At 65.4% G+C, this 26262-nt stretch carries 31 protein-coding genes; 15 read left to right on the top strand and 16 right to left on the bottom strand.

Annotated features, from left to right (window positions below; all coding sequences use genetic code 11):
• Positions 1 to 246 precede the first annotated feature (246 nt).
• Positions 247 to 774 (top strand): hypothetical protein, encoded by a 528-nt coding sequence (locus tag QRN11_RS20090; RefSeq protein WP_142057600.1) that lies wholly within the window; start codon positions 247 to 249, stop codon positions 772 to 774.
• Between the two features lie 3 nt (positions 775 to 777).
• Here the strand turns inward: QRN11_RS20090 and QRN11_RS20085 are convergent, their stop codons facing one another.
• Positions 778 to 2190: an aminotransferase-like domain-containing protein gene (locus QRN11_RS20085; protein ID WP_285314228.1), complete on the bottom strand. Its 1413-nt coding sequence runs from the start codon at positions 2188 to 2190 to the stop codon at positions 778 to 780.
• Between QRN11_RS20085 and QRN11_RS20080 the strand changes: the two genes are divergently transcribed.
• Both QRN11_RS20080 and QRN11_RS20075 read left to right on the top strand, forming a co-directional pair.
• Entirely contained in the window at positions 2189 to 3157 is a 969-nt protein-coding gene (locus QRN11_RS20080) for a DMT family transporter (RefSeq protein WP_285314227.1), read from the top strand. The two genes, QRN11_RS20085 and QRN11_RS20080, sit on opposite strands and share 2 nt — an antisense overlap.
• 3 nt (positions 3158 to 3160) lie before the next feature.
• The gene (locus QRN11_RS20075; RefSeq protein WP_285314226.1) at positions 3161 to 3778 is read left to right on the top strand and encodes an FMN-binding negative transcriptional regulator; all 618 of its coding nucleotides are present in this window, start codon (positions 3161 to 3163) and stop codon (positions 3776 to 3778) included.
• Between the two features lie 11 nt (positions 3779 to 3789).
• Here the strand turns inward: QRN11_RS20075 and QRN11_RS20070 are convergent, their stop codons facing one another.
• On the bottom strand, positions 3790 to 4614 hold the full coding sequence (locus QRN11_RS20070) for an SDR family NAD(P)-dependent oxidoreductase (protein WP_285314225.1): 825 nt from the start codon (positions 4612 to 4614) through the stop codon (positions 3790 to 3792).
• 160 nt (positions 4615 to 4774) lie between these two features.
• On the opposite strand from QRN11_RS20070, the gene QRN11_RS20065 reads away from it, so the two are divergent.
• Complete coding sequence (locus QRN11_RS20065) at positions 4775 to 5161, top strand: TfoX/Sxy family protein (protein WP_091417902.1); 387 nt, start codon at positions 4775 to 4777, stop codon at positions 5159 to 5161.
• On the opposite strand, the gene QRN11_RS20060 is transcribed toward QRN11_RS20065, so the two are convergent.
• Positions 5162 to 5809 (bottom strand): LysE family translocator, encoded by a 648-nt coding sequence (locus QRN11_RS20060; RefSeq protein WP_285314224.1) that lies wholly within the window; start codon positions 5807 to 5809, stop codon positions 5162 to 5164. It abuts the gene before it with no gap.
• 115 nt (positions 5810 to 5924) lie between these two features.
• On the opposite strand from QRN11_RS20060, the gene QRN11_RS20055 reads away from it, so the two are divergent.
• Positions 5925 to 7508: an alkaline phosphatase D family protein gene (locus QRN11_RS20055; protein WP_285314223.1), complete on the top strand. Its 1584-nt coding sequence runs from the start codon at positions 5925 to 5927 to the stop codon at positions 7506 to 7508.
• 118 nt (positions 7509 to 7626) lie between these two features.
• Here QRN11_RS20055 and QRN11_RS20050 read toward each other — a convergent pair whose 3' ends face one another.
• Both QRN11_RS20050 and QRN11_RS20045 read right to left on the bottom strand, forming a co-directional pair.
• Positions 7627 to 9030, bottom strand: coding sequence for a GntP family permease (locus QRN11_RS20050; protein ID WP_091417898.1), 1404 nt, complete (start codon positions 9028 to 9030; stop codon positions 7627 to 7629).
• A 40-nt stretch (positions 9031 to 9070) separates the two neighbouring features.
• Positions 9071 to 9607, bottom strand: coding sequence for a gluconokinase (locus QRN11_RS20045; protein ID WP_285314222.1), 537 nt, complete (start codon positions 9605 to 9607; stop codon positions 9071 to 9073).
• 191 nt (positions 9608 to 9798) lie between these two features.
• Here QRN11_RS20045 and QRN11_RS20040 point away from each other — a divergent pair, with 191 nt between their 5' ends.
• Positions 9799 to 10533 carry a FadR/GntR family transcriptional regulator gene (locus tag QRN11_RS20040; protein ID WP_285314221.1) on the top strand — a complete coding sequence of 245 codons (735 nt, stop codon included), beginning with the start codon at positions 9799 to 9801 and terminating at the stop codon, positions 10531 to 10533.
• Positions 10534 to 10650: 117 nt separating this feature from the next.
• Here QRN11_RS20040 and QRN11_RS20035 read toward each other — a convergent pair whose 3' ends face one another.
• Together QRN11_RS20035 and QRN11_RS20030 are read right to left on the bottom strand one after the other, a co-directional pair.
• Positions 10651 to 11913, bottom strand: a complete 1263-nt coding sequence (locus QRN11_RS20035) for a plasmid pRiA4b ORF-3 family protein (protein ID WP_285314220.1) — start codon at positions 11911 to 11913, stop codon at positions 10651 to 10653.
• Between the two features lie 140 nt (positions 11914 to 12053).
• Positions 12054 to 12257, bottom strand: a complete 204-nt coding sequence (locus tag QRN11_RS20030) for a cold-shock protein (protein WP_050056011.1) — start codon at positions 12255 to 12257, stop codon at positions 12054 to 12056.
• Between the two features lie 245 nt (positions 12258 to 12502).
• Between QRN11_RS20030 and QRN11_RS20025 the strand changes: the two genes are divergently transcribed.
• A complete protein-coding gene (locus tag QRN11_RS20025) occupies positions 12503 to 13801 on the top strand; it encodes a flavin-containing monooxygenase (RefSeq protein WP_285314219.1) in 1299 nt (432 codons plus the stop codon).
• 90 nt (positions 13802 to 13891) lie between these two features.
• Here QRN11_RS20025 and QRN11_RS20020 read toward each other — a convergent pair whose 3' ends face one another.
• On the bottom strand, positions 13892 to 15337 hold the full coding sequence (locus tag QRN11_RS20020; RefSeq protein WP_091417885.1) for an SLC13 family permease: 1446 nt from the start codon (positions 15335 to 15337) through the stop codon (positions 13892 to 13894).
• 10 nt (positions 15338 to 15347) lie between these two features.
• Positions 15348 to 16466, bottom strand: a complete 1119-nt coding sequence (locus QRN11_RS20015; RefSeq protein WP_142057626.1) for a PrpF domain-containing protein — start codon at positions 16464 to 16466, stop codon at positions 15348 to 15350.
• A gap of 237 nt (positions 16467 to 16703) precedes the next feature.
• Between QRN11_RS20015 and QRN11_RS20010 the strand changes: the two genes are divergently transcribed.
• The 4 genes from QRN11_RS20010 to QRN11_RS19995 are packed head-to-tail and all read left to right on the top strand — an operon-like array spanning position 16704 to position 18567.
• The gene (locus QRN11_RS20010; protein ID WP_285314218.1) at positions 16704 to 17642 is read left to right on the top strand and encodes a LysR family transcriptional regulator; all 939 of its coding nucleotides are present in this window, start codon (positions 16704 to 16706) and stop codon (positions 17640 to 17642) included.
• A 56-nt stretch (positions 17643 to 17698) separates the two neighbouring features.
• Positions 17699 to 17965, top strand: a complete 267-nt coding sequence (locus QRN11_RS20005) for a type II toxin-antitoxin system Phd/YefM family antitoxin (protein WP_285314216.1) — start codon at positions 17699 to 17701, stop codon at positions 17963 to 17965.
• Positions 17962 to 18363: a type II toxin-antitoxin system VapC family toxin gene (locus tag QRN11_RS20000; protein WP_285314215.1), complete on the top strand. Its 402-nt coding sequence runs from the start codon at positions 17962 to 17964 to the stop codon at positions 18361 to 18363. Before QRN11_RS20005 ends, QRN11_RS20000 begins: the two co-directional genes overlap by 4 nt.
• Positions 18364 to 18387: 24 nt before the next feature.
• Positions 18388 to 18567, top strand: a complete 180-nt coding sequence (locus tag QRN11_RS19995) for a Wadjet anti-phage system protein JetD domain-containing protein (RefSeq protein ID WP_285314249.1) — start codon at positions 18388 to 18390, stop codon at positions 18565 to 18567.
• Between the two features lie 15 nt (positions 18568 to 18582).
• Here QRN11_RS19995 and QRN11_RS22580 read toward each other — a convergent pair whose 3' ends face one another.
• The 5 genes from QRN11_RS22580 to QRN11_RS19975 form a co-directional block, all read right to left on the bottom strand.
• Positions 18583 to 18780, bottom strand: coding sequence for a type II toxin-antitoxin system PemK/MazF family toxin (locus QRN11_RS22580; protein ID WP_350224015.1), 198 nt, complete (start codon positions 18778 to 18780; stop codon positions 18583 to 18585).
• A gap of 102 nt (positions 18781 to 18882) precedes the next feature.
• Positions 18883 to 19215 carry a PRC-barrel domain-containing protein gene (locus QRN11_RS19990; protein WP_285314214.1) on the bottom strand — a complete coding sequence of 111 codons (333 nt, stop codon included), beginning with the start codon at positions 19213 to 19215 and terminating at the stop codon, positions 18883 to 18885.
• Complete coding sequence (locus QRN11_RS19985) at positions 19202 to 19606, bottom strand: hypothetical protein (protein ID WP_350224014.1); 405 nt, start codon at positions 19604 to 19606, stop codon at positions 19202 to 19204. Before QRN11_RS19985 ends, QRN11_RS19990 begins: the two co-directional genes overlap by 14 nt.
• Positions 19603 to 20832 carry an Nramp family divalent metal transporter gene (locus QRN11_RS19980; RefSeq protein WP_285314213.1) on the bottom strand — a complete coding sequence of 410 codons (1230 nt, stop codon included), beginning with the start codon at positions 20830 to 20832 and terminating at the stop codon, positions 19603 to 19605. Before QRN11_RS19980 ends, QRN11_RS19985 begins: the two co-directional genes overlap by 4 nt.
• Positions 20829 to 21266, bottom strand: coding sequence for a hypothetical protein (locus QRN11_RS19975; protein ID WP_285314212.1), 438 nt, complete (start codon positions 21264 to 21266; stop codon positions 20829 to 20831). Before QRN11_RS19975 ends, QRN11_RS19980 begins: the two co-directional genes overlap by 4 nt.
• A 292-nt stretch (positions 21267 to 21558) precedes the next feature.
• On the opposite strand from QRN11_RS19975, the gene QRN11_RS19970 reads away from it, so the two are divergent.
• Both QRN11_RS19970 and QRN11_RS19965 read left to right on the top strand, forming a co-directional pair.
• Positions 21559 to 22011, top strand: a complete 453-nt coding sequence (locus QRN11_RS19970) for a DUF4383 domain-containing protein (protein WP_285314211.1) — start codon at positions 21559 to 21561, stop codon at positions 22009 to 22011.
• A 114-nt stretch (positions 22012 to 22125) separates the two neighbouring features.
• A complete protein-coding gene (locus QRN11_RS19965; RefSeq protein WP_285314210.1) occupies positions 22126 to 22893 on the top strand; it encodes an alpha/beta fold hydrolase in 768 nt (255 codons plus the stop codon).
• 15 nt (positions 22894 to 22908) lie between these two features.
• Here QRN11_RS19965 and QRN11_RS19960 read toward each other — a convergent pair whose 3' ends face one another.
• Both QRN11_RS19960 and QRN11_RS19955 read right to left on the bottom strand, forming a co-directional pair.
• Positions 22909 to 23904, bottom strand: a complete 996-nt coding sequence (locus QRN11_RS19960; RefSeq protein ID WP_285314209.1) for a metallophosphoesterase family protein — start codon at positions 23902 to 23904, stop codon at positions 22909 to 22911.
• Between the two features lie 107 nt (positions 23905 to 24011).
• Complete coding sequence (locus tag QRN11_RS19955; protein WP_285314208.1) at positions 24012 to 24644, bottom strand: TetR/AcrR family transcriptional regulator; 633 nt, start codon at positions 24642 to 24644, stop codon at positions 24012 to 24014.
• Between the two features lie 91 nt (positions 24645 to 24735).
• Between QRN11_RS19955 and QRN11_RS19950 the strand changes: the two genes are divergently transcribed.
• Both QRN11_RS19950 and QRN11_RS19945 read left to right on the top strand, forming a co-directional pair.
• Positions 24736 to 25245: a cupin domain-containing protein gene (locus QRN11_RS19950; protein ID WP_091417842.1), complete on the top strand. Its 510-nt coding sequence runs from the start codon at positions 24736 to 24738 to the stop codon at positions 25243 to 25245.
• A 12-nt stretch (positions 25246 to 25257) separates the two neighbouring features.
• Positions 25258 to 26193, top strand: coding sequence for a HoxN/HupN/NixA family nickel/cobalt transporter (locus QRN11_RS19945; RefSeq protein ID WP_285314207.1), 936 nt, complete (start codon positions 25258 to 25260; stop codon positions 26191 to 26193).
• The last annotated feature ends 69 nt before the right edge of the window (positions 26194 to 26262 follow it).

Below are 26262 nucleotides of genomic sequence, written 5' to 3'. Positions count from 1 at the left end.
CCAAGTACCCCTCACCGACCGGCCGCTGAACTGGCTCGACTGGCCAACCCACCGGAACTCATCGACGAGCGAACCCCACAGCGCCCCGCCCCGACCCTTGATGTGACCCCAAGCAGCCACATCAACCCCCATCTTGCTCCCGGGCAGGCGGATGGTCCAGTGCTTTTGGCCCGATTAAGGATGGGTTAAGGGCTGGGAGCCAGTCTTGAGGCACCCATTGGTATAAACCCCCGAAAGGAAAACTCCGTGAAATCGACACTCACACGTCTGGTAGCCCCAGCTGCCCTCGCCGCAGCCGCCCTCGTTGCCCCTGCCGCGCCGGCGCTTGCTGAAGACGTATCCTTCATCCTGCCTGCCGGTACGGGCTGTGACTTCAGGCTTGGTGTCTCCTGGACGGGAGGGAAACTTCAAACAAAAGAGTTCGTGGACGAGGATGGCGACACCGTTCGGTTGCTCGTCTCAGGCAAGGGCACAGTGATCACCTACACAAACTATGGCTACAAGCCAGGGCGTCATCCTCAGGCTGTTGACTCCATCACCATTCGCACCGACGGTTCAGTGACTGAGACCGTGACCAATCCTGACGGTACCCAGACCGTCACCGCCACTGGTCACAACGGCCTGATTTTGTTTCCCTCCGACGAGCCATCAGGGCCAACAACTACTCACTACATTGGCAAGGTTGTCTACAACGTTGACCCCGCGACCGGTATCTTCACCTTGGTGAGCACTTCCGGCCAGGCGATCGACGTCTGCGCTGAGCTCTCCAGCTGACCCCTAACCCCGGTTCCGGGCCAGCATCTCCCCGATGATTCGGGTGCCTTCAGGAAAGGCGCCCGGATTCGTCCCGGAGTAATTGAGCCGGATGAACGGGCCTGCGGGTTCGGCCGGGAACCACTCGTTGCCCGGGGCGATAATCACCCCGGCGGATTCGCACTCCCGTGCAAGCCGCTCCAGGTCCGTCCCGTCCGGGAGCCGCACCCACACGTGCAGGCCGCCTTTGGGTACCTGTTCAAGGTGGCCCTGCGGCACGTGCTGTCGCAGGCTGGTGACCAGCAGGTCGCGCCGGGATTCCAACTGGTGGCGAAGGCTTCGAAGGTGCGTCTGCCACCCGGGCTGCGTGACGACGTCGAGCGCGGCCGCCTGCAGGAGCCCGCTGACGTACATTGACTCGGCTGCCCGGTCGGCAAGGATGCGCTCCCGTGCAGGTCCGCGGGCGATCACCGCGGCCACCCGGATCGACGTAGACACACTCTTGGTCAGCGAGCGCAGGTACACAACATGCCCGGAATCATCGCGGGAAGCCACCGGCACCGGGGTGCTGGTGATGCCGAAATCGTGCGCCCAGTCGTCCTCTACCAGGAAGGCGCCCTGGGCTCGCACCACGTCCAGCACCTGGTCGCGCGTCTCCGCCGTCCATTGGGCGCCTGTGGGGTTGGCGTAGTTGGGTTGGGCGTAGAACACCCGCGCCCCGGTCTCCTCAAAGGCGCGGGTCAGTTCCGCCGGGTCGGGGCCGTCAGGCCCGGTGGGAACCGGAACCACACGGACTCCGGCCTGCGCGGCCGCGAGGATGGCGCCCCAGTAGGTGGGCGATTCCAGCAGCAGCGGCTGCCCCTTGCCCACCAGTGCGCTGAAAATTGAGCTCAGTCCGCTCTGGCTTCCAGGGAGTACGACGACGTCGCTGGGGTTCGGCGGTGTGGTCCCGGCCGGCGTTGACGCGCCAAGCTCGTGCGCGAACCAGGACTGCAGTTCCGGCAGGCCGGCCGCGGGCGGCCGGGACAGGGCGGCGTCCCCGCGGGCAGCCCTGGTGAGGGCGGCCCGCACCAGCCGCTCGGGCAGCAGCTCCCGGGCAGGGTAGCCGGAGTGGAAGGAAATGACGTCCTGTGGCAGGTCGCGCATGGTGGAGGAAGCGGACGGCAGCGTGGCCCTCGGTGAACGCAGGGCTGCCGTCTGCCAGCCGTAGTCCGACGGCTTCGCAGTCCTGGCAGCGCGGATAAATGTCCCCACGCCGGGCCTGCTCTCGATCAGCCCCTGCGCCGTGAGCGTCTGCAGGGCCTTCTGCACCGTAACCGGACTGGCCTGGTACTCGGCCACCAGGGACCGCGTGGACGGCAGCTTCGCTCCGGGCGCGGCCGCAGCCATCCATGATTTCAGGTGCGCCACAATCCGCGAACTGCTATCGTTTCTCATGAGAGATAATAGTAGCGCTACTCATTCCAAGCGGACAGTGATACCGCCATCGCAGGCCTCTGGAGTCTGGCTGGGGCTGCTCGGAGTGGCGGCGTTCTCGTTCACCGTCCCGTTCACCAAAGTGGCAGTGGCCAGCCTGTCCCCGCTGTTCATCGGCTCCGGCCGGGCGGTGGTGGCAGCAGTCCTCGCAGCGTCAGCACTGGCACTTACCCGGCAACGGCTCCCCCACGGGATGCAATGGGCGCGCCTCGCAGTTGTGGCGGCCGGCGTCGTCGTGGGCTTCCCGCTACTGACTTCCTTTGCCTTGACCACTACACCTGCAAGCCACGGAGCCGTGGTGATTGCTTTGCTCCCGGCCGCTACTGCAACGGCCGCTGTTCTCCGCGGGCGGGAACGGCCGCCGCTGGCATTCTGGCTCGTCACCACGGCCGGAGCCCTTGCGGCGATCGTCTTCGCTTCCCTGCACTCCGGTGGCTTCGGGCAGCTGCACTGGGCGGACCTGCTGCTGCTTGGTTCAGTGGTTGCCGCTGCCATTGGCTATGCGGAAGGTGGCCTGCTGGCCCGCGAGCTTGGCGCATGGCAGACGGTGTCGTGGGCGTTAGTGCTCGCGTCGCCGCTGATGGTGCTGCTGACGGCTGTGTCGATCTCCCAGGAACCACCGTCCGCCGCGCCGGTGCAGTGGCTGGCCTTCGCCTACCTTGGCGTGGTCAGTATGTTCCTGGGCTTCTTCGCGTGGTACCGCGGGCTGGCCATCGGCCCCAACGCCTCGGTCAGCCAGATCCAGCTCATCCAGCCGGTGCTGACCATCTGCTGGGCGGCCCTGCTGTTGGGCGAGAACCTGACCTGGCCCACCGCCCTCGGCGCACTGGCCGTCATCCTCTGCGCCGGAGCAGCCGTCCGGGTCCGGCTCAAGCCGGACCCGCCCGCCGTTCATCCCGTCCCAACCCTCCAGCCCGTAAAGGACTAGCCCATGTACACGCCAGCCCACTTTGCCGCCGGCCCCGGCACCGTCCAGGATCTCCTTTCCAACCCTGGCGCAGCCAACCTGGTCACCATGACAGCGCAGGGCCTCCTCGCTACGCTGGTGCCGTTTGTCTTTGATCCCGACGTCGGCGAGCACGGCGCGCTGCAGGGGCACCTTGCGCGGAACAACACGCAGTGGTCCGAACCCGCTGTCGGGGAAGCACTAGCCATCATCCAGAGAGCGGACGCCTACATCTCCCCGTCCTGGTACGCGTCCAAGGCCGAGCACGGACGGGTGGTCCCCACCTGGAACTACACCACCGCCCATGTCTACGGCCAGCTGGTGATTCATGATGATCCGGAGTGGATTTCCAGCCAGGTCCGCCGGCTCACCGGGGTCCACGAGGCGGAGTTCGAGCACCCGTGGAGCGTGGACGACGCACCTGAGCGCTTCATCGCAGGCCAACTGCGGGCCATCGTCGGCGTGGAACTGGTGATCAGCCGGATCGAAGCCAAGGCCAAGCTGAGCCAGAACCGGCCGGAGGCGGACGTTGATGGTGTAGTGGCAGGTCTAATCGGTCGGGGGCAATCGGACATGGCGGCCGACGTCGAGCGGGCGCGCTGACCGGCAGAAGCCTACGAGGCAGCCTTGACCAGCTCTTCGCTCTTCTCCCACAACCCCCGGGCCAGCTCGGCGTCGTACGCCTGGGGGTTGGCCTTGGCCAGGGCGCGCTTGGCGTAGTAGGCGCCGGAGATCCAGTCCTTGCCCGCCGTGCCGTTGATGAGCCACAGCATGGTGTCCGCGCCCTGGTCCGGGGTGAGCATAAACCGGTTAAGGAGTGTCTTGTAGGCATGCCGGAACGGGCTGGTGGACTCTGCCGCGAAGTTGGTGCGGACAACTCCCGGGTGGAATGCCGCCGTCGTAATGCCCTGGCTGGCGTAGCGCCGGTCCAGCTCAGAGGTGAACAGGATGTTGGCGAGCTTGCCGGTGCCGTAGGCGCGGTTGGTGGAGTAGCCGTGTTCTGCGGTGAGGTCGAAGAGGTCCAGTTTGCCGAAGCTGTTGGCGGCACTGGCCGTGTTGATCACCTTGGCGTTGCTGGCGGTGAGGGTGTCCATCAGCAGCGTGGTGAGCAGGAACGGCGCCAGATGGTTGATCTGGAACGTGGATTCGTTGCCGTCCACGGTGAGGGTCCGCTTGCCCATGATGCCGCCGGCGTTGTTGGCCAGGACGTCGATGCGCGGGTAGTCGGACTTCAGCTGGGCGGCGAGTGAGCGCACCTGCGCGAGTTCGGCGAAGTCGGTGACGAAGTAGTCCGCGTTCAGCTCCTTGGCCATGGCGCGGGTCTTCTCTTCGGACCGGCCGACGAGCACCACCTGCTCCCCCGCCTTCGCCAGCGTCCGCGCGGCGGCCGCCCCGATTCCGTCGCTGGCGCCGGTGATCACGATAGTGCGAGGAGTCAAGGGAAAGTCCTTTGGTCGAGGGCAGGCCGGGCTCCCGGTGGGAGCGCCTTGCCCTTGGCACAACGACGGCGGGCGGCCGGGTGTTCCCCGTCGCACCTGGCAGGGCATATCCTGCACACACGAGACGAGCACCTTAGCCGAGTTCCGGGAGGGAAGCATCATGGAGATGCCCAAAGCGTCAGACCAGGACAAAGAGCGGTTCCGGTCGCTGGTCCCGGATCACCCGGACGTGGCGGTCAAGCCCATGTTTGGCAACCTGGGCGCTTTCGTGAACGGCAACATGTTCGCCGGGCTGTTCGGGCCCACCATCGGCATCAAGCTCTCCCCCGAGGACCGGGAGGAACTCGAAAGCTCGGAACGGACCGTCCCCTTCGGCCCGGCCGAGCGGCCGATGGGCGGCTACACGGGACTGCCGGAGATGTGGAACGAGGAAGGCGACGGCGACGACGCACGGGCGAAAGCCTGGATCCACAAAGCCTTTGAGTACATCTCCACGCTCCCGCCGAAGGAGCCGAAAGCCACCAAAGCGCGGTCTGCAGGCAAGTGATCAGTGTGCGGGTTCGAGCGCGAGCCTGAGCCCGAACCCCACCAGGACCGTGCCGGTGATGCTGTCAATGATGCGGATGCTGCGGGCACCCTTGAGCCAGCGGGAGGCATAGCCCGTGCCGAAGATCAGCAGCGTGAACCAGGCCATCGTCAAAACGCAGTGCACACCGGCCAGCAGGACGCCCACCAGCAGGGGTGATTCACCTGCCGGAATGAACTGCGGGATGGTGGCGATGTAGAAAACGCCCACTTTCGGGTTCAGCAGATTGGTTCCGGTTCCGGTCAGCCAGCCCCTCACGAGCTCATTCCTCCCGGGCACTGGCGCGGCGGTTTCAGGGGCTGCAGCAGCCTTGCCGTGCCGCAGGCTCTTCAATAACAGCGACAGCCCCAGCCAGATCATGTAGGCGGCGCCGGCGATGGTCAGCACGCGGTAGGCCATCTCGGACGCTGCCAGCAGGGCCGAGATACCAACTGCTGCGGCGGCTCCCCAGATCATCGCCCCGGTGCTGATGCCGATCGCCGTGGCAAAGGCGAACGGGCGGGACCTGGAGATGGACGAGCGCAGCACCAGGGCAGTGTCCATGCCGGGTACCAGCGTCAAGAGCCCGGCAACCACAGCAAAGGAAAGAACAGCCTGGAGGAGAGTCACCGTTCAAGGATATGGGGGCCTGTGGTTCAGCGTGCCGAAACCCGTGACCCGCAGTTCACTTTTGATTCACTCAGGCAACAACCGCTGTCCAACCGGCCTCCATAGCGTCGGACCCATGGACAACATCTCACGCAGATCCCTGATTTCCGCCGGGCTTGGTGCCGGCCTCGTTGCCGCCCTGCCAGGTGCCGCCGTCGCCACTTCCATCGCAGACGACGCCGGTCTCCGCACCGATCCGTTTATGCTCGGCATCGCCTCGGGCGAGCCGTGGGCGGACGGCTTCGTCATCTGGACGCGCCTGGCGCTGGACCCCCTTGCCGAGGACGGCCTGGGCGGCATGCCCTCCCGGCAGGTCCCGGTGGCGTGGGAGGTGGCCGAGGACCCGAACATGCGCACTGTAGTAGCCCGCGGCGTCGAACACGCCCGGATCGAAACCGCGCACTCTGTGCACGTGGAGCTCAAAGGCCTGAAGCCTGGCCGCGAATACTTCTACCGGTTCCGCAGCGGCCGCCACATCAGCGGAACGGGCCGCACCCTTACCGCTCCGGCGCTGCACGAGACCCCGGCCGCACTGGCCATGGCCTTCGCCAGCTGCTCGCAGTACGAGCACGGCTACTTCACTGCGTACCGGCGGCTCGCGGAGGACCACCCGGACCTGGTGCTGCACCTGGGCGACTACATGTATGAGTACAAGAAGGGCAGCTACGTGATCGGCGGCGGCAACCCCCGCGACCACCAGGGCCCGGAGACGACCACGCTGCAGGGCTACCGCCAGCGGCATGCCCAGTACAAGGCCGACGCCGACCTGCAGGCTGCGCACGCCATCGCACCGTGGCTGGTGGTGTGGGATGACCACGAGGTGGACAACAACTGGGCGGACGACATTCCGGAAAACCGCGACGCCGGCCAGCTCAACGACAGCACCGAGCGGTTCCGCCAGCGCCGGGCCGCCGCATTCCAGGCGTACTACGAGAACATGCCGCTGCGGGCCTCGTCCGTTCCGGCCGGGTTCGACATGAAGATCTACCGCACCATCCAGTGGGGCCAGCTGGCCAACTTCCACATGATGGACACCCGGCAGTACCGCGACGACCAGCTCGCCGGGGACGGCTGGCGGAAGAACGTGGCCGAACGCCTCGCCGAAGACCGCACCATCACCGGCGCGGAGCAGGAAAAGTGGCTGCTGGACGGTTTCCAGAACTCCAGTCAGCGCTGGGACATCCTGGGCCAGCAGGTTTTCTTCGCCGAGCGGGACCGTGCCCAGGCGCTGGATATCGACGACGTCTCCATGGACGGCTGGGATGGCTACGCCGCCTCACGCCGCCGCATCACCCAAGGCTGGCTATACGCGAAGGTGCGCAACGCCGTCGTCCTCACCGGCGACGTGCACCGCAACTGGGCCAACGACCTGAAGGTGGACTACAAGGATCCTGCCTCGCCCGTGGTGGGCTCGGAGCTGGTGTGCACGTCCATTACGTCCACCGGCAACGGCACGGGCGCCACCACAGACCCCACCATGGCGTGGAACCCGCACCTGAAGTTCTACAACGATTCGCGCGGGTACGTGAACACGAAGATCACCAGGGACGCCATGACCGCAGACTTCCGGGTACTGGACTACGTCACGACGCCGGGCTCCCCCGTTTCGACGAAGGCCTCCTTCACCATCCAGGACGGCGTCCCCGGCCTCCAGGCGTAGCCGTTCGAAACGCGGTGGTTGAGCCTGTCGAAACCCGGCAAGCCCCTTAAAGTAAGTAGCGCCAAGTGCCGTTTTGAGCGTTCAAAACGGCACTTGGCGCTACCCAGTTTGGGGGAAGCTAACCCGCCAGGCCAGCCACCAGGAAGATTGCCGCCGCGATGGCGAAGCCCATCACGCCGATGAGCGTCTCCATCACGGTCCAGGTCTTCAGCGTGGTCTTGACGTCCATGCCGAAGAAGCGGCCCACCAGCCAGAAGCCGGAGTCGTTGACGTGCGAGACCACCACGGACCCAGCGGCAACGGCGATCACGAGGGCGGCGATCTGCATGCCGTTCAGTCCCGCAGCAGCAACGGCCGGAGCGATGAGGCCGGCGGTGGTGGTCAGTGCCACGGTGGCAGAACCCTGGGCGATGCGCAGGATAGCGGAGATCAGGAAGCCAGCCAGGATCAGCGGGATGCCCAGGTTGCCCAGGACATCAGCCAGTGCGGCGCCGATGCCGGAGGTGCGCAGGACGCCGCCGAACATACCGCCGGCACCGGTGATCAGGATGACTGAGCAGACCGGGCCAAGCGAGGATTCGAGCAGTTTCTCCAGCGCGCCTGCGTCCTTGCCCCGCTTGGCACCCAGGACGAACATGGCCACAATCACGGCGATCAGCAGGGCCACCGGAGTTTCGCCGATGGTGCGCAGGACCTGGAACCACTGCTCCTTCTTAACGTCCGCGGAGAGAACGCCGGACGAGGCCAGGGTGTTCAGGCCGGTGTTCATGAAGATCAGGACCAGCGGCAGGAGCAGCAGCCCCACGATGGTGCGGAAGCGCGGCGGGTGGGATTCGGCTTCGGCGCTGGCGTGGCCCAGGAGTTCCGGGACGGGCAGGACCAGCTTCTTACCGGTGTACAGGCCGTACAGGTAGGCGGTGACGTACCAGGTGGGGATGGCGGTGATCAGGCCCGCGATCATCACCAGGCCGACGTTGGCCTCAAAGAAGGCCGCGGCGGACACCGGGCCCGGATGCGGTGGCAGGAAGATGTGCATCACGGAGAATGCGCCGGCGGCGGGGAGTCCGTAGCGGAGCACTCCGCCGCCCAGGCGGTGGGCTACGGCGAAGACGACGGGCAGCATAACCACCAGGCCGGCATCGAAGAAGATGGGGAACCCGAAGATCAGCGAGGCCAGGCCCAGGGCGAAGGGGGCGCGTTTCTCGCCGAAAATGCCGATCAGGTAGTCGGCCAGGACCTTGGCGCCGCCGCTGGTTTCCACGATCCGCCCCAGCATGGCGCCCAGGCCAACGAGCAGGGCCACGGTGCCAAGGGTTGTCCCGAAGCCGTTGATCAGGACCGGCACCACCTGGTTGGCGGGAATGCCGGTGGCGAAGGCCGTGGCGAGGCTGATGACGATCAGGGCCAGCAACGCGTGCATCCGCAGCTTGATGATCAGGAACAGCAGGGCGACGATCGCCGCCGCAGCGATGAGCAGCAGGGGGCCTGCGCCCATCGTTTGGGTCCATCCTTCGATGGTCATGGTTCTCCTTTGAAACAGGATTGTTGGGGTTTGGGGATGCTTAGGATGCCTGGCCTGCGGGGAGCTGCAGTGCGGCAATGATGGTTTTGACGAGCTCTTCCGGGGACTTGGAGATGTCCAGCCGGAGGCTTCCGGCGGCAAGCTCCTCGTCGGTCAGCGGCTCCAGTGTGGCCAGCTGGCTGGGCAGGAGCGTGGGCGGCATGAAGTGGCCTTCGCGGCCCTGCATGCGCTGGCCGATCAGGTCCGCTTCGCCGTGAAGGTGAAGGAAGAGAACGCGGCCCTCGGCCTGGGACAGCAGCTGGCGGTAGCTCTGCTTGAGGGCCGAGCAGGTGAGCACTGTACTCTCGCCGGCCTTGGCCTGGGCGGTCATCCAGTTTTGGATTTCCTGCAGCCACGGCCAGCGGTCCTCGTCCTGCAGCGGCGTGCCCTGGCTCATCTTCTGGATGTTGGCCTGCGGGTGGAACTCGTCTGCTTCGGCGCAGGCCCAGCCAAGCTGCTGCGAAAGTGCTGCCGCGATGGTGGATTTGCCGGAACCGGCAACGCCCATGACCACCAGGTGCGTGGCGGGATACTGCATGTTTTACCTCCGAAGAAGACGCCGTTGGCTTAGGGAAGAAAGCTCATTTGCACTTCCGGTGAGGAAATGCGCTGGAGATAAGGTATCACCTTTTGTGAGCACAGATACTATCTTTGCGTGTCATAAGTCATACCTTTGCGTCTTTTTTGGGTAGGCTGGTACCGCGCAGGCCCGCAGAGGAAGGCAGGAAGATGTCGACGGCGACACCACAGGACCAGGACACCGCGGACGACGGCGGGACCTCCCCCGCCCTGCAGGGACGCGTTGTCGAGGCGCTTGGCGTAGCCATCGCCTCCGGCGATCTGCCGCCCGGAAGCCGGCTCACCCTGGAAGGCCTTCAGCAGGAGTACGGGATTTCGCGCACCGTGGCCCGGGACACCATGAAGGTGCTGGAATCCATGAACCTCGTCTACTCGCGGCGGAGGGTGGGCATTGTGGTGCAGGAGCGACGGTTCTGGAATGTCTTCGACCCCAAACTGGTGCGCTGGCGGCTTGCCTCGGACCGGCGGGAAATCCAGTACAGCAGCCTCACAGAGCTGCGCATCGCCGTCGAACCCATTGCCGCAGCCGGGGCGGCCCGACGGGCGAGCGCCGCCGAACGGGCCAAGCTGACTTCCCTGGCCGCCGATCTGCGCCGGCTGGGCGAAGCCGGTGAGCTCGAGGCATTCCTGGCCGCGGACATCGAGTTCCACTGCCTGCTGCTGGAAAGCTGCGGCAACGAGATGTTCCTTGCCCTGGAAGGCATGGTGGCCGAGGTCTTGACCAGCCGGACCAAACAGGGGCTGATGCCGTTCAAACCGCGGAATGAAGCGCTGCAGGCGCACGAGGATGTGGCTGCCGCCGTGGCCGGCGGGGACGCGGTAGCGGCAGAAACAGCCATGCACCACATCCTGGATGAGGTGCGCAACGCCATGGGACTGCACTGACCGTCGGTTGAGCGTGTCGAAACCCGCAGCATGGACGGCCCTCGCCCGCCTAAGCGGTGTTGGCCAGCACCGTCCCAGCGGGCCACGGCCGCTCATGCCGCCAGGACCAGGCCGCCGCTACCCCTTCCGGGACAGCCGCTCTGCGTCCTGGACAGCCAGGAAGAACTTCACTCCGCCGTCGGTAAGAAGTGCACGGTCAGCGAACGTGGCCTTGGGAGTCTTCAGGCACAGGCACATCAGGGTCCACGAGACGGTCCGGTAGATGTCTGTGATCCACTCTTCGGGAATGGGATGGCCGGAGCGGGTAACAAATCCCGTTTCCTCCAGCGCCAGCCGGATGACATCCCTTTCCAGGTTCCAAGGCGGCGCAATGCACGTGAGGTACCAGTTCGTGTAAAGGTGCGTGACGAGCCGGACGGCGTCGTGCCTGGGATTGGCGATGGTGTCCACCATGAGGTCCCACAAGTAGCCGGGATGTTCGATCGCACGCCGGCCGCGCGGCGCGAGCACCAGCCTGCCCTTGAGTTTCCGGACCAGCTTCCATGCAAGTGCGTGCTCCCTGAGTTCGCGGACCGGCAACACATGGGCTTCGCGGTTCCCCTTGCCGAAGACAATGCCGTCCCAGCCGATCTCCTCCACTGCCTGCTTAACCAGGACGGGCTTCAGGTAGCCGTCCTTGGTCAGTTCCAGGCCGTCGCCCGCGGCGTTTCGCAGGAGCCACAGTACCGGCTTGAGTACGTCGTCCCGCTCCTCCTCCGTGACAGGCTCGGGCCACCACTGAAGGGCGAGAATCCGCAGTTTGCGGTTCACGGCCTGCACGTTGAAGCGGGTGGCGTCGAAGCGCTCGCCGAATTCACCGGCAGTCTCGAACACCCATCGCGCCGCATCCTCGTGTTCCGGGTGCTGCTGGTCGGCCAGGATCTGCACCAGGCGGGCGTACCCGGGCGGCCCGCCGGAGTCCTCCACGGGTCCGCGGTTGGCGCCGTCCAGGCACAGGAGTTGGCCGCGCTCCAGTTCAGCGGGCCCCACCAGTTCCGTGCGGTGGGTCCAGCCGTCGCCAAAGTCATACTCGTAGTCGAACACAGTGCCCGGCTTCTGCGGGTCCAGCAGATCTGAAAGCACGACGGCGGCAGGCGACTCGGCGTCAGAATTTTCAGTTACGCCGTCGGGACCCATAACAACGCGTGGTTTCCCGGCGGGATCCACGGCGCGGACGCCGTACAGGTGCCGGTCCTCCCAGCCGAAGACTGCCTGCAAGGCCAGGTGGAACTGCTGGATGGTCAGGGCAGCGGGAACACGCAGCCGTCGCCAGATCAGCGGCTCGGAATCCTCGATGGTAATGCGGAGGTCGAAAGCGGGGACAGTGCCGGCTGAATGCATAGGGGCCATCTTTCCAGAGGGAACCGCCGGATGTGGCGTCAGGCCCTTCGTAGCACGCGCGGGTTAAACAAAAGCAGGGCCGGTCAGTGACCGGCCCTGCTCAAAAATTGAAACCCTGAGGCCCCAGTTTCCCTAAGAAATTAGAGAGCCTGGATGTTGGTGGCCTGGGGACCCTTGGGGCCCTGCTCGGTTTCGAAGGAAACCTTCTGGTTCTCTTCGAGGGAGCGGAAGCCGTTGGAGTTGATCGCAGAGTAGTGTGCGAAAACATCCTGTGAAGAGTCATCGGGGGAAATGAAGCCGAAGCCCTTTTCAGCGTTAAACCATTTGACGGTACCAGTAGCCATTATTTTTGTCCTTCGTGAAGGTGGAGGAAAAGTCCCGACTTTCGGGTCCTCCGGTGTGGGGTGTTCAAAACCGCTACTTCAGAAGAACGCGGACTTTCGACCGCGCGTACTGCCTGAACTACCAACTGCATAAACACAACAACAGGATCAACAGTACAGGAGTTTTGGCAGACGGATTACCACAGCGGCCGGACCGGAGTATTCTGCGAACAGATCCACTCCTTCCGGACCACTTGGAGCACCCCATGGACACAACGACGTCGTCCAGCGCCCACGGTGACCGCCGCGCTTCCGGGTTGCCGGAGCGGGTGGACACCCTGGTCATTGGGGCCGGACAGGCCGGGCTGGCCACCAGTTACTGGCTCACCCAGCTCGGCGTGGAGCATCTGGTGCTGGAGCGGAGGGACGGGATCGGCGGGGCGTGGCAGGACAGGTGGGACTCGTTCTACCTGAACACGCCAAACTTTTTCTGCAGACTCCCCGGGCTTGGGTACGAGGGCTCCGAGCCGGACGCTTTCATCCCCCGCAATGCCGTCGTCGACCTTTTCCGCGACTACGCCCGGCGGATCGCCGCGCCGGTGCAACTGGGAACGGCCGCCACCCGGATCAGCGGGGCGGCGGGCGCCTTCACGGTGGAAACGACGAGGGGACAGCTGGCCGCGGCAAACGTAGTCCTCGCCAACGGCGCGTTCCAGCGACCGCGTATCCCCACGGCGTCGGCGGACATCCCCGCCCGTATCAAGCAGCTGCACAGCCACGACTACCGCAACGCCACGCAACTGCCCGACGGCGCCGTCCTGGTGGTGGGCACCGGCCAGTCCGGCGGCCAGATCACCGAGGACCTGCTGGCCGCCGGCCGCCAGGTGCACCTGTCCGTTTCATCGTGCCCGGAAGCGCCCCGCCGGTACCGCGGCCGGGACCTCCTCCACTGGATCCTCGAGCTGAACCTGCACGGCTCCGAGCACGGCATCAACGGCTTCCAGGTGGCCAACCTCCCCTCCCCCGCCGGCCGATTCCTGTGCAACCCGCTGATCTCCGGCAACGACGGGGGCCACAGCATCCATGTGCGGGAGCTGGGGCGCCGCGGCGTGCGCCTGCACGGCCGCTTCGAGGGAGCGGACGACGGCGTCCTCATCTTCAGCGACGACCTCCCCGAACGTCTCGCGCTGGTGGAGGCCGGGTTCAGCCCACGCCTGCGGCTGGCCGATGCCTACATCGAGGCCCTCGGCATTGATGCACCGGCCGCGGATCCGGTCCCGGACGATCCCTGGCTTCCCCCGGAGCCCGGGGCGCGGCTGGACCTGGCCGCGGAGGACATCCGGTCCATTATCTGGGCCACCGGCTACAGCATGGACTTCAGCTTCCTCGACTTCCCGGTGCTGGATCAATGGAACTATCCCCGGCACAACCGGGGCGTCACCGAAGTGCCGGGCCTCTTCGCCGTCGGGCTGCCCTGGCTGACGAGGCATGCCTCGGCAACGCTTGGCCTGGTGGGCGAGGACGCCGGGTACGTGGCGGAGCAGATCGCCGCCCGGCACGCTTAAACCCACTCCAAGCCGCCACGCGAAATGGCACTTCGCGGCAATGTTGTGGGGAAACATTGCCGCGAAGTGCCATCTCGGGTGAAGGGCCGGCTACATGATGCCGGTGGGTACCAGCAGTGCCCAGGCCAGGGCCGGTGCAACCAGCACCACGCCGCCGGCGTACATCATGAGCTGCTTGTAGACGCGCTGCCGGTCGTCGTCGCGGGCGTTCGCGACCACCAGGGCGCCGTCGGTGGAGAAGGGCGAAACATCCACCACGGTGGCCGCAATGGCCAAGGCGGCGACGGTGCCGGAGGCGCTCAGGGTGCTGCTGGCGAGCAGCGGGCCGGCAAGCGGGATGAACGCTGTCAACAGTGCGGTGGAGGAAGCGAAGGCGGAGCCCACGCCGATCACGTAGCAGAGGACCAGGGCCACCAGCAGGGGCGCACCGAGTGCCAGGGCCTGTTCGGCGAGGGTGTCGATGACGCCGACGTGCTGCAGCAGCGAGACGTAGGTGATCATGCCGGCCACCAGCAGGACGGTGGACCAGGAGACACCGCCGATGAACGTCTGGTGTTCCTTGATGTTGATGAAGGCGAGCAGGAGCCCGGCGGACAGGGCCACGAAGCCGATGGGCATATGGAAGCCCAGGGTGCAGACGAGCATCGCGCCGATCAGGACCAGGGTGAGGATCTGCTGGCCGTGGGGACGGCCGGTGCTGGTGGTGTCCACGTCGGCAAGCTGGCCGCCTTCGCCGTCCCGCAGTTTGCCGAGGAGGCTGAACAGCACAATGGTCAGGACGGAAAGGATCAGGTTCAGGGCGAAGCTGGCAATGAAGAGGGCGCCCTGCGAGATGGGGAAGCCGTTTTCAACGGCGATGTTGTGCACCAGGACGCCGGCCACGGACAGCGGGGAAAAGCCGCCGGCGTGGGCGCCGTTGATGATGAACGCGCCCATAACCACAGGGTGGATGCGGGATTCGTAGGCGAAACCAAGGGCTGCCGGTGCCAGCAGGGCGACGGCGGCCGGCGAGAAGGTGCCCAGCGAGGTGAGCGCGGCAGCGATCAGGAAGAAGACCCAGGGCAGCAGCATGGTTTTGCCCCTGACCAGGCGGACGCAGGTCTGGACGATGATGTTGATGGTGCCGTTCCGCTGGGCCATGCTGAAGAAGTAGGTGACGCCGATGATGGTCAGGACGATGCTGGCCGGGAATTCCTCCAGGATCTGCTTGTCCGTCATCCCAAGCATGAAATAGCCGACGCCGAAGGAGGCCACCAGCCCCATCACGCCGATGTTCAGCGGCCACTTGGTGGCCACAACGAACATCACCACGAGGATGACGAGCGGGATGATCTGTACGGCTGTCATGGTGTGCTCCGGGTCCGTGGCGGCCCCCTGGTTGAGGAAGCCACCCCCCAGCACGAGGGCAGCCAGGCCCAGGATTGCGAGTCCGGCCACCACCATCAGTAGGATACGGCGGCGGCGGTTGGGACGCGGTGACTGTTGGTCCCGGGTCTCCTCGAGAGTGTCAGTGGGGCGTTGCGCTGTTTTGGTCATGGCTTACTCCTCATTGAGTGGCTCCCGCGAGGACGGCAGGTGCAGCGCTGCCGGAAACCTCGGGGAGGTGGATGATGGTGGTGGCGATGGTGCGGGCGGTGCGGTCGACGCCGACGAGCAGGCTCCCGGCGTGGTCCTCGCTCCAGGTTTCAATCACCCCGGCGGGGGTCCGCAGCCGCAGGGTGTCGCCCTGCGTACCGCCCGTGATGGTGTGCAGCACGGTGCCCGGTGTCCGGGCGGCCAGGGTCAGGGCGATGCTTCCGGTGATGGCCAGGGCCGGGTGGGGCCTGCCCATGGAGAGCATCATGACGTTGACGTCGGCGCTTGCTTCGGCGTCTGCAGGGGCGGCAACGATGGCGAGCTTGGGGATGGCCCGGGCAGCTTCGGCGGGAGTGGGAGCCAGCCCCATCCGCACGGCCGCCTGGCGCCGGATCTGTTCCAGGGTGTCCAGTTGCAGTTCCACACCTGCGCGCCACGTCTCGTAGCGGGCGGTGTCCAGGCCCAGCTCCTCGGCGCGGACCATCACCACCGGCGCTCCGGCGTCGACCATTGAAACGGTCCAGTTGGTCCCGCCGGCGGTGATGGTGTCCGTTGCCGCGCCGGTGGGAAGCAGTGCCCCGGTGGTTTTGCCGGCGGGGTCCTGGAAGCCCAGGCCCACGGGGTATCCAGGGAACGGGACGCCGGGCATCTGTCCTTCCGGGATGACCGGCAGGGCACCGTCCGGGGTGGGCACGCGCTGGACGATGACCTGGTTGGTGTTGGTGTTGCGGGTGACAATCCGGGTGATGTCCCCGGTAGGTACAACCCAGCCCTTCTCGATCGCGTACAGGCCCACCACTGCGGAGCCGTTCCCGCAGTTGCTTCCCCAGTCCACGCCGGCTTCTTCGATGCCCACCTGCGCGAAGGTGTATTCGACGTCGATATCGCCGTCCGTGGGCCGGTGCAGAATGATTGCCTTGCTGGTGGTGGAAGTGGCTCCGCCCACGCCGTCTATCTGGCGGGGGTCCGGACTTCCGAACAGCCGGGGCAGCAGCTCATCGAGGCTGGCACCTCCCTCCTGAAGATGCTCCGCTTCGAAGACCCAGCACTTGCTGGTGCCTCCGCGCATCCATTCCGCTTCGATCTTCATCGACTTCCACCTCTCCTTCGCCTCAAAACTGTTGAGGGCCTACGAAAAGGTTGAGCCAGATCACACTTTAGGACAATGTTGGATAGTTGCATGGGGATGTAGAGTTACTTCATTCAGTGACACTAAAGGGCGTCGGGCATGGGATCGACCGTCCCGAACGTCGGTGTAGTGCGGGAAAGCACGCGGAATCCCGGACACATTGCAGTGAATTAACGAAAAGCACAGAGAGGCGAACGGATGCTTAACGAAGAGGAGCAGCCTCTGTTCGATATCCGGCGGCTGGCCCTGCTCCTGGAGGTGGTGGAGCAAGGATCGATCACTGCCGCGGCCGAGCTGATGATGTACACGCCCTCGGCTGTCTCGCAGCAGCTGCGCAAGCTGGAACAGGAAGTGGGGCAGCCCCTGCTCAACCGCCGTTCGCGCGGGGTGGTGCCTACAGAGGCCGGGCAGGTATTGGCCGGGCATGCCCGCAAGATAGTCCACCAGATGAAGGCGGCGCAGTCGGACCTGGGCCAGATCGCCGGGCTGAAGCGCGGATCGCTGACGGTTGGCACGTTCCCCACCCTTGCCGGTTCCTTCCTGCCCATCGTCATCCGGACCTTCAAGAAGCGTTACCCGGCAATCGGCCTTTCACTCCGCAGCGCCCGCTTCGACGAACTCGTGGCAGACCTGGAGTCCGGCGTCACGGGCCTGTGCCTGCTGTGGGACTACCCCTGGAACCGTTTCGAGGACGAGTCCATCCGGGTCACCGAGGTCTTCCAGGAGAGCACTGTGATCCTGGTGGCGCGCGGGCACAAGCTGGCAGGACGGGACCAGGTGAGCATGGAGGACCTGCGCAACGAGTCCTGGATCGTCCGGGCAGAGGCCCACCCGGTGGTGGAAGTCCTGCAGCGTTCCGCCCACGACGCCGGCTTCGAACCAACCATTGGTTTCCTGGCCAACGACTACCAGGAAGCCCAGGCGATGGTGAGCGTGGGCATGGGCGTGGCCATGGTGCCCAAAACCGCCGTATCACTCCAGCATCCCGACGTGAGGGTGCTCAGCTTGGGCTCCGCGGCACCCCTGCGGCGAATCCTGCTGGCCCAGCGCCAGGATAAGGTCTACGCCCCGGCCGAGGTCGCCTTCCACTCGACGCTGCTTGAGGTTGCCCGCGAACGGGCCGCGGACTACCTCTAGCTTTTCGGGCTGACGCGCGCCGTCTCGGGTTGCTACAATTGCTACGGAGGCTGGCCATGACAACAATTCCCCATCGCGAATTGCGTAACCAGAGCAGCAAGATCCTGGAACGCGTGACGAACGGCGAAACGATCGACGTTACGAACAATGGCGAAATCGCAGCGACAATGATTCCGCCGTCAATCTCCCCTTTTGAACGTCTCTTGCTGGCCGGTCAGGTCAGGCCGGCAAGGCCAGGCCGAGTTGACTTCCGGACCCTGCCCCGCATCACATCGAAGGTGGGCACAGCGGAGATCCTGGACGACCTTCGAGGGGACCGTTGATCTATGTCGACACCTCAGCCGTTCTAAAGCTGGTGGTGGCGGAAGAAGAATCCGCGAGTGTTGCAGATTACCTCTCCGAGGCCGCGGCCAGAGGGGATAACCTCGTCGCATCGATGCTCCTCTATACCGAACTACATTCCGCGGGGCACCGTCGAAGGATCCCTACCGGACTGGTCAACGACGTCTTGGCCGGGATCAATCTCGTTGACCTGGCGAGATCCGACCTTATGTTTTCGGCCGCGATGCCGGGCCATTTGCGCAGTGCAGACGCCATCCATCTGGCCACCGCTATCCGGCTGCAAGCCGATCTGCTCGTTGCTTATGACACAGAACTGTTGGCCGCAGCCGTCGAGGCTGGCCTTGACGTCGCCTCACCTTCCCATCAGCCTGGACACTGACGCTTTGGCAATCCAACAACCCTCCTGGCGCATCGAGATGTGTGGGGCACGGAGCCGTCGCCGTCCAAGGCGCCGTTGGGCCGGCTGACGGCGGAAGAGTCTGCCCTCTATACGGCGCTGGCCAACGACGCTTTCGGCGCCTCCATCAGGCTGGAGCAGGAGCTGATCCGTTGGGACTGGGCGCTTGGGAAACTCCATCGTTGAGCGGATGTAAATCCGTTATCGGCCAAGCCCCAGAAAGACCACAAGGGACTGCTCCACAGCGCCCATGGTCCTGGAATCAATCCTTCCAATCCGCTCTCCGAGGTTGGAGCGCCGTACCGTGGCCAGCTTATCCACCATGATTTGACTGACCTGCTGAAGGCCGCTCAGGCGCCCGGGCTCTACGGTCAACCGCAGCAGCTCGCCACGATTCACTCCGGCCAGTCTTCCGATATCTGCTCGATGAAGTCCTGGTCGTCAGTAGCGCGGTCTGAAGCGGCAACGGCCAGTGCTTGCATCCACCGGCCGCACTGCCTCCTAATCCAGCGCCGGCGAGTATGCGGTAAACCCCTCCCGCAGCCGGACCCCGGAGGAACCAATCATCAAAATGTCCTCCCACAGCACCAGGAACGAACCCCGGTGCCGCCACCGGAAGATCGAAGGCAGCGGCCAGGGCTGCCGCAGGACCGTCCGCTCATAGCCCAGGAACGAGGCCGCACTGTGCGGGCTGACCACGAGACCGAGCAGGCGCGCTTCGGCCAGAAGCTGCCCCGGCCCGCCGTCCACCACAAACCGCGCGTCGGCCACCCTGCCCAGGCGCGCGCCGCCGTCGTCATGGACATCCACGCCCAGCAGGTCACCGAGGATCATGGCGGCCTCCCGGGATCCGCGCGATGATCTTGTCCCGGATCCAGCGCTCCACCCAGCCGGCGTCCAGGTGCTCGCCGCTGACGCCCAGTTTCAGCACGACGCCGACGTCGGACACGTCCTTCCAGGGAATGCGGATCAGCCGGGACGACGGCGGCCTGCCGCCAAAGATGCGCGTCCCCAGCACCGGCCCGGTCAGCAGCGCCGTCAGGACCGGCGCGGGTGTGCCCGGTGCCAGCTCCACGTCCAAAGCAGGCCCGCTTAACTCAAGGTCGTCCACGGTGGTGACCGGGACGCCGTCGTTATCCAGGACCTGCCGGTCCAGCAGATGCAGCTGCGCATCCAGGAGGCGGCCCGCCACGGGCGGAGCAGGCGCGAGCCGGCGGGGCTTCACGATCCGGCTCCCGTCATGATCATCAGGGGAATCGCCGCCAGGGAGGCCGCCAGGATGATCACCAGGTAGACCATGGCCAGCACGTTGACCGGGCGGCCGTTGACATGTTGGCCCATGTATTGCGGATCGTTGGCCACAATCAGGATGGGGAGGTATGTCAACGGAAGGGCGATTGCGGAAAAGACCACCGAGTATTCGGTGACCAGCACCGGGTCCACGCCGGTAGCCAGGACCGCCAGCCCAATGAACAGGCAGATGATCATGGCCAGGTGGAAGCGGGCGGCCTGCGCCGGGCGGCGGAACTTGCCCCAGGACCAGCCGAAGAACTGGGCCAGGGTGTACCCGCTGGACAGGGTGGTTTCGAGGGCCGCGCCAAAGGTGGCGGCCACCAGGCCCACCAGCACAAATGCCAATCCCACCTTGCCTGCGCCTTCGGCCACCGGGAGGACCACCTGGGACAGTGACGTCACGGCGATCCCGGCCGGAAGGAGCACCACGGCGGCGCAGCCGGCGATTGCCACGGACAGCAGCCCGCCCAGCGGAAAGCCCACCAGCACGTTGACTCGCGACTGCACCAGGTCCCTGATGGACCACCCCTCCTCCACCGCTCCGGAGGAGAAAAAGAACACCTCGTACGGTGTCATGGCCGCGCCGAACAGGGCAATGGCGTAATACCAGTAGGTGGGCGCCGTTTCCTCGGCGGGTACGGCGGGCGCCAGGGCCTGCCCGGCGAGGCTCCCCCAGTCAGGTTTGAGCAGGAACAGTGCCACTGCAAACACGATCAGGGTCAGGCCCAGCAGCCCGGTGACGTTCTCCATGATGGAGAACTTGACCCGCCACACCACCAGCCACACGGCGAGCGCCGCCACCGGGATCCACAGCAGGTAGTGGACGCTGCTGGCCAGCTGGAGGGCCAGGGCCACGCCGCCGATTTCCGCCGTCACGGTCATCAGGTTGATCAGGAACGACGCCGAGAGGTTGGCCAGCCCCGCCCGCGGCCCCAGCCGTTCACGGATCACCTCGAATGTGGCCCGGCCCGATGCCGCAGCCACCCGCCCGGACATGTTGGCGAACAGGCAGATGCCCAGCACGCCCACTCCCACCACCCATACCAGTGACAGGCCAAAGCGGGAACCCACGACGGCGTTGGTCACCAGGTCGCCGATGTCCACAAATCCGCCGATCGCCGTCAGGATGCCCAACGCGACGCCCAGGAGCCGCTTCATTTTCCGCCGCCCTTCGCCATCAGCGCGGACAGCCGGTCCACCGCTTCGGCCAACTCCCGGTCGCCGTCAGTGAGGGAGGGATCGCCGTCGTCGGACGCTACGGCATCCCGGGCGGTGGTGAGGCTGGCGGTGCAGCCGTTCAGGACGGAAAGCGCCTCCTGCACTGCCTCCCTTTCTTCTGCGCTGCCGGGCGCCAACCGGAGCACTGAGTCCCGGCTGGTCTGCAGTTCTTTGAGTGCGTCGTCCAATGCGGTGGCGGTGGCGGCTTTGGTGAGCCTGCCCGCGGAATCCAGCCGGACTGCGAGCTGCGCCGTGGCCAGGGCGGAGTGGCTGTCCTCAACGGCGGTGGAGATGGTGCTGCTTGCCCCGCCGCAGCCGGCGAGGACGGCAAGTGCGGCGAGGCAGGCGGCGCACGTCAATCGCCCCTTCAGCACTGGTCCCCTCAGCACTGCGCGCCTCCAGCCTCCGGTGCTCACCCCGTGGTCTTAGCGCCCCTCAGCAAACCGCCGAATTAGTTGCCTTGAGCTAGGTATAGCACTCCGGGGACGCATGTGGCGGGGATTGAGCTGGGGAAGTTTTGATGGCCAGGGAGCAGCATCATCCGGCCACGAAAATTCTTTGGCAACAACCCATCCCGGGTGCCTTGGACCGCGAATTGCTGGCATAAGCACATGGATCGCCAGGACGGGCTGATCCATACACATAGATCGCATTCAGGAGTTCACCATGGCAACACACACCAGCACCGGCATGGCCGCACGCACCAACGTCCAGAAGGCATCGATCGTTGTGGGAGCGGTGTTCATGCTGGTCGGCGTCCTGGGCTTCGTTCCGGGCATCACCAGCAACTTCGACCAACTGCACATCGCCGGCCACCACTCGGAGGCCATGCTGCTGGGCCTCTTCCAGGTCTCGGCCCTGCACAACATCGTCCACCTGCTCTTCGGTGCAGCGGGCATTGCCCTGGCCAGGAGCGCCGCGGGAGCCCGCTCATTCCTGCTCTACGGCGGGGTCATCTACCTGGTCCTGTTCATCTACGGCCTGGTGGTCCCCCAGGATTCCGCCGGCAACTTCGTGCCCCTCAACGGCTTCGACAACATCCTGCACCTGCTGCTCGGCGTGGGGATGATCGCCCTGGCCGTGATCCTCACAAAGGGCCGCACCACCGCCCGCGCCTAGACGTCCCCGCGGCAACCCGCCGCATCCGCACAGTTAATGGCCCCGGCCGCAGCTTCCACTGCCGCCGGGGCTCTTCACGTTCCGGACGTGCCACGGCGGGCGTAGCATCCTCCCATGGAACCAGTTCGGGCCATCCTTCTACCCGGGAGCGTGCTTCCCGCCCAGCCCGCGTACGGTGCGCTGATCGAGGCTTTGGGGCCGGAGGTCCATGCCGCCGCCAAGGACCTGGAACTCTACGCCGGCGACGCTCCCCCGCCCGGGTGGAACCTGGACACCGAGATCGACGGCATCCTGCGCGAAGCGGACGCACGGGACTGGGACACGTTCCACCTGGTGGGCTATTCCGGCGGCGGATCGGCCGCTTTGGCCTTCACCGCGAAGCACGGCGGGCGGCTGCTCAGCCTGGCCCTGCTGGAGCCGGCGTGGGCAGGGAGCTGGGACTGGAGTCCCGCCCATGCGCAGCTGTGGAAGCAGTATGACCAGCTGGACGCGCTGCCGCCACAGGAGTTCATGCCCGCGTTTATGCGGCTGGGAGTTAAGCACGACGTCGTCCTGCCGCCACCGCCGCAGGGTCCCCCGCCGCCGTGGATGGCAAAGCGCCCCGCCGGCATCAGGGCGTTCGTGGAAACCTTCAAGTCCTATGATCTTGACCGTTCGCGGCTGGCCGCTTTCACCAGGCCGGTGCTCTTTATCCTTGGCGGGCTGAGCAACCCTGACGACTACGCGGACAATGCGGAGCGCCTCGCCAGGGTCTTCCCCGACTTCCGGCTTGAAGTATTTCCGCAGCGGCACCACTTCGACCCGCCGCACCGGATCGAGCCGGACCGGGTGGCAGCGTTGTTGCGGGAGCACTGGGACCGGGCGGAGGGCCTAGCCGCATAGACGGAGTGGGACTTTCTACCGTTTGGAACGCGTCCCCGAGTCCGTGCTTGTCCCGGTTGTCGGCACGAAGTTCCAGTCGAAGGACCCGTCCCCGTGCAGCGTCAGCCGAAGGAACCCGTGGGTGTCGCTGAACCGCTTCTCAATGTACCGCGGACTGCTGATAAAGGACCGGAGGCTGGTGCCTCCCGTGGAAACCTGGAACGCGGTCATCCCGTCATCGACGCAGTCGTCAGAGTTATTCACCGGGCATGACCGCTCGTAGTTGTGTTGTGACGCTGACAGGGTCAGCCGGACCCGGTACTTCCACATCACGTCGACCCACGGCTTGTGGTCAGCGGCCCGCTCATGCTGGTCCGTGTTAGAGGTGAAATACGGTTCGTGGTACACCACGGCCAGATGCTTGCCAGCCTCCTTGGCTGCGGCGAGGTCCTGGTCCAGCCATGTGGTCAGCTCCCGGGCCCTCTTGGGGTTGTACTTCCACTGCGCGGACGACAGGAACGCGAAATGCCAGTTCCCGAAGTCCTTCGAGTACGGTTCCCCGTTCGAGATGGAACCACGCTCCTGGTTGATCGCAGCCTTCTCCGGTGACCCAGGGCACCGGCCATCCATGAAGTTGTCCAGGTCTGCATTGCGTCCGGGTTCCCAGTCGTGGTTAGGGGCCGACACCCAGTACAACTTGGGCAGGGTGCCGCCCCACAGCGTCTTCCAGTAGTCCACGTAGTCTTTGCACCGCGCGGTGCTGTACTGAAAGTCCCCGAGCCCCAGGAAAGCGTCAATCTCGTTGTTCTCCACGAGCCGGGTGATCTCCGCAGCGTTCCGGCCTGACGGGCTGTCCGGGTCAACATTCCCGGCGTCGTTCATGTCGCCCACAGCGGCGATGTGGACATCAGGCACAGGAGACGCGGGCGGTTTGGGAGTGCCCGTGCACCCGGCGGCGGAGAACGCCAGAAGGGCTGCGAAGATTGCCGCCGCGCCCCGGAGGGATCTGCGGCGAGGGACTGCTGACTCCAACCGATACCCCCTTCGAGAAGCCGAACCGAGGCCTGGCGCGTGAACCACAGGCAAGGCCCGGCACCTTCAGTATTCCTCAGGCGGCATTCCCATGCACGGACTGGCTGTCAAGGCGCGCCGGGCTTGGGTAACGCCACTACCGGGGCCGCGGCTACCAACGCCGCCATCGCTTCCACTGCGGCTTCTTCGGCAAGCCCGTTGCTTTGGCAGAGGGAGTGCCAGGTCCAGAAAGAGACAGCGTGGCCAACAAGGGCCCGCAGGGTCTGGCTGTCCCGGTGGTCCGTAAAGGGCTCTGACAGTACGTCCCGAAAATGCTCATCACGGTCCTGCAGGCTGCGGCGCAGCCCCTCGGGCAGCACTTCCTTGTCCCGATAGAGCCGCAGGAGCATGTCTGCGCCGTCGCGGTAGAAACGGTATATATCGGACAGGCCCAGGCGCAGGCGGCCGTCCGGGTCTGCGGTCTTCGACCATGCCGCGGGGTCCGGGAGTTGTTGATTGGACCGCCAGTGAGCCGAACAGGCGTTGTAGAGATCAGCCGCGTCCGGGAAGTGCTTGTAAACGGTCAACCGGGTTACTCCCGCCTGCTCGGCAATCCCGGCAATCGTGGTGCGTGCCGGGCCGATGGTGGCGTGGAGGCGGGAGGTGGCCTCGACAATGCGTTGGCGCGTGCTGTCCATCTGGTCCGCGCGCTTGCGCATCTGATATTGCCGGGCTTTGGCTGAACGCTGCTGTTCACTCAAAGTATTGACTCAGCCCTTTCCCCTGCGGATAATTCGATATACACCAGTGTATATCCAAACTGGCGCCCACCAATTGTGAAAGGGATCCGTCATGGAACAAGATGAGGCTCCACGGCTGACTGTCGTGGAGCCGGGGCAGGGACGCGAAGCACCGCTGGGAACCATCGGCGTCGTATTTAAACTCTTCGGCGCAGACACCCATGAACAGCTATCCATCGTGGAGCATCCCTTCCCCGTGGGGGCTTTGGTGCCTCCCCACATCCACACGCGTGAGGATGAATACTCCATCGTTCTCGAAGGGGAAATCGGATTCCGGTCCGGTGAGCGGCAGGCCGTTCTGGGTGCAGGCGGATACATCACCAAACCTCGGAATGAACTGCACACCATGTGGAATGCCGGCAAAGTACCCGCCCGCATGATCGAGATCATCAGCCCTGCGGGTTTTGAACACTTTTTCTGGGGCCTCGCCGATCACCTCGAGGCCGGCCCCCCGGATCCCGGGCTCATCGAAAAACTTGCTGCCGATTTCGGGCTCCAGTTCGCCGAAGCACCTTGGCTGCCCGACATCATTTCGCGCTACAACCTGACCCCGCCCCGATAAAGGGCCCTGGCAATGCAGGCCCAAGCCGTCGCTCACCGGCTTCGGATGCGGCGCGCGGTATCAGCCACCGTGAAAGCACCGGGCTGGCTCTTCCCAGGCGGAATGGCCACGGCGTTCATTGTGTTTCTGCACGTCCTTGGATGGGGCGGCGTCCTACTGCTCGCTCCGCCTCCAAAGTCCGGACCAGGGTTCACCTTGGCCGGGCTTGGGCTGACGGCATACCTGTTGGGACTCCGCCACGCTTTCGATGCCGACCACATCGCCGCGATCGACGGGGTGACGCGCACACTGATTCAACAGGGCCGCCCCGCCGCATCTGTCGGATACTGGTTCTCCCTGGGCCACTGCTCATTGGTCTTTGTGTTGTCCGGACTGATAACGCTGGGAATCCACAGCTTTGCCGCCGCTCCATCCCTGGAGGGGGCCGTCCCCCAGGCGTTTGGGCCGGCAGGGGCGCTGGTGGCAGGCCTGTTCCTCTACGTCATCGGCCTCGCCAATCTCAAAGCGCTGCTTGGCGCCTTCAGAAGGCAGGCCCCTCCCCGGGCAAGCCATGGCGAGGGAACATTTCCCGCAGTCAGAACGCCGGTAAGCATGCTGCTGTCCCGAACGTCCTGGGTGGTGGACAGGCCCGGCGGAATGTTCCTGGTGGGAATGCTTTTTGGACTGGGGCTGGACACAGCCCTGGAGGTCGCCTTCCTTTGCGTTACGGCAGGAGGACTGCTGTTGACCGCCCCCTACGCGGGCCTGGTGCTGCCGGTTCTTTTTGCCGCCGGCATGATGCTGCTCGACAGCCTCAACGGCTGCTTCATGAGCGCCGCCTACAGTTGGGCCTCACTTCGGCCCGCAGGAAGGAGCTACTACAACGCCGTCGTCACGGGCATAGCGGTCGCGGCCGCCTTCGCGGTCGGATCCTTGCAGTTGGCGTCAGCCGTGGCGGGCGCTGCGTGACTCCATTGGATTCAGGCGGTTGACCGGCGACTGGATCCTTCGCTGTCCTGTTGTCCAACAAACCCGTCA

It is taken from the genome of Pseudarthrobacter sp. fls2-241-R2A-168 (assembly GCF_030209335.1).
GTDB lineage: Bacteria > Actinomycetota > Actinomycetes > Actinomycetales > Micrococcaceae > Arthrobacter.
The sequence above is the reverse complement of the archived record's forward strand: the minus strand, read 5'-3'. Positions and strand labels throughout refer to the sequence as shown.

What these genes read in the sequence shown, in the direction of transcription:
- QRN11_RS20030 (WP_050056011.1), bottom strand. Translation starts at nt 12,257, where the DNA reads ATGGCTACTGGTACCGTCAAATGGTTTAACGCTGAAAAGGGCTTCGGC.
- QRN11_RS19990 (WP_285314214.1), bottom strand. Translation starts at nt 19,215, where the DNA reads ATGATCCTCGGTGACCTGCTGGGCGTGGATGTCCATGACGACGGCGGC.
- QRN11_RS20040 (WP_285314221.1), top strand. Translation starts at nt 9,799, where the DNA reads ATGTCGACGGCGACACCACAGGACCAGGACACCGCGGACGACGGCGGG.
- QRN11_RS19965 (WP_285314210.1), top strand. Translation starts at nt 22,126, where the DNA reads ATGGAACCAGTTCGGGCCATCCTTCTACCCGGGAGCGTGCTTCCCGCC.
- QRN11_RS20065 (WP_091417902.1), top strand. Translation starts at nt 4,775, where the DNA reads ATGGAGATGCCCAAAGCGTCAGACCAGGACAAAGAGCGGTTCCGGTCG.
- QRN11_RS20010 (WP_285314218.1), top strand. Translation starts at nt 16,704, where the DNA reads ATGCTTAACGAAGAGGAGCAGCCTCTGTTCGATATCCGGCGGCTGGCC.
- QRN11_RS20075 (WP_285314226.1), top strand. Translation starts at nt 3,161, where the DNA reads ATGTACACGCCAGCCCACTTTGCCGCCGGCCCCGGCACCGTCCAGGAT.
- QRN11_RS19980 (WP_285314213.1), bottom strand. Translation starts at nt 20,832, where the DNA reads ATGAAGCGGCTCCTGGGCGTCGCGTTGGGCATCCTGACGGCGATCGGC.
- QRN11_RS19945 (WP_285314207.1), top strand. Translation starts at nt 25,258, where the DNA reads ATGCAGGCCCAAGCCGTCGCTCACCGGCTTCGGATGCGGCGCGCGGTA.
- QRN11_RS19970 (WP_285314211.1), top strand. Translation starts at nt 21,559, where the DNA reads ATGGCAACACACACCAGCACCGGCATGGCCGCACGCACCAACGTCCAG.
- QRN11_RS20050 (WP_091417898.1), bottom strand. Translation starts at nt 9,030, where the DNA reads ATGACCATCGAAGGATGGACCCAAACGATGGGCGCAGGCCCCCTGCTG.
- QRN11_RS20005 (WP_285314216.1), top strand. Translation starts at nt 17,699, where the DNA reads ATGACAACAATTCCCCATCGCGAATTGCGTAACCAGAGCAGCAAGATC.
- QRN11_RS20020 (WP_091417885.1), bottom strand. Translation starts at nt 15,337, where the DNA reads ATGACCAAAACAGCGCAACGCCCCACTGACACTCTCGAGGAGACCCGG.
- QRN11_RS20015 (WP_142057626.1), bottom strand. Translation starts at nt 16,466, where the DNA reads ATGAAGATCGAAGCGGAATGGATGCGCGGAGGCACCAGCAAGTGCTGG.
- QRN11_RS20045 (WP_285314222.1), bottom strand. Translation starts at nt 9,607, where the DNA reads ATGCAGTATCCCGCCACGCACCTGGTGGTCATGGGCGTTGCCGGTTCC.
- QRN11_RS20035 (WP_285314220.1), bottom strand. Translation starts at nt 11,913, where the DNA reads ATGCATTCAGCCGGCACTGTCCCCGCTTTCGACCTCCGCATTACCATC.
- QRN11_RS20055 (WP_285314223.1), top strand. Translation starts at nt 5,925, where the DNA reads ATGGACAACATCTCACGCAGATCCCTGATTTCCGCCGGGCTTGGTGCC.
- QRN11_RS19950 (WP_091417842.1), top strand. Translation starts at nt 24,736, where the DNA reads ATGGAACAAGATGAGGCTCCACGGCTGACTGTCGTGGAGCCGGGGCAG.
- QRN11_RS20085 (WP_285314228.1), bottom strand. Translation starts at nt 2,190, where the DNA reads ATGAGAAACGATAGCAGTTCGCGGATTGTGGCGCACCTGAAATCATGG.
- QRN11_RS20080 (WP_285314227.1), top strand. Translation starts at nt 2,189, where the DNA reads ATGAGAGATAATAGTAGCGCTACTCATTCCAAGCGGACAGTGATACCG.
- QRN11_RS20025 (WP_285314219.1), top strand. Translation starts at nt 12,503, where the DNA reads ATGGACACAACGACGTCGTCCAGCGCCCACGGTGACCGCCGCGCTTCC.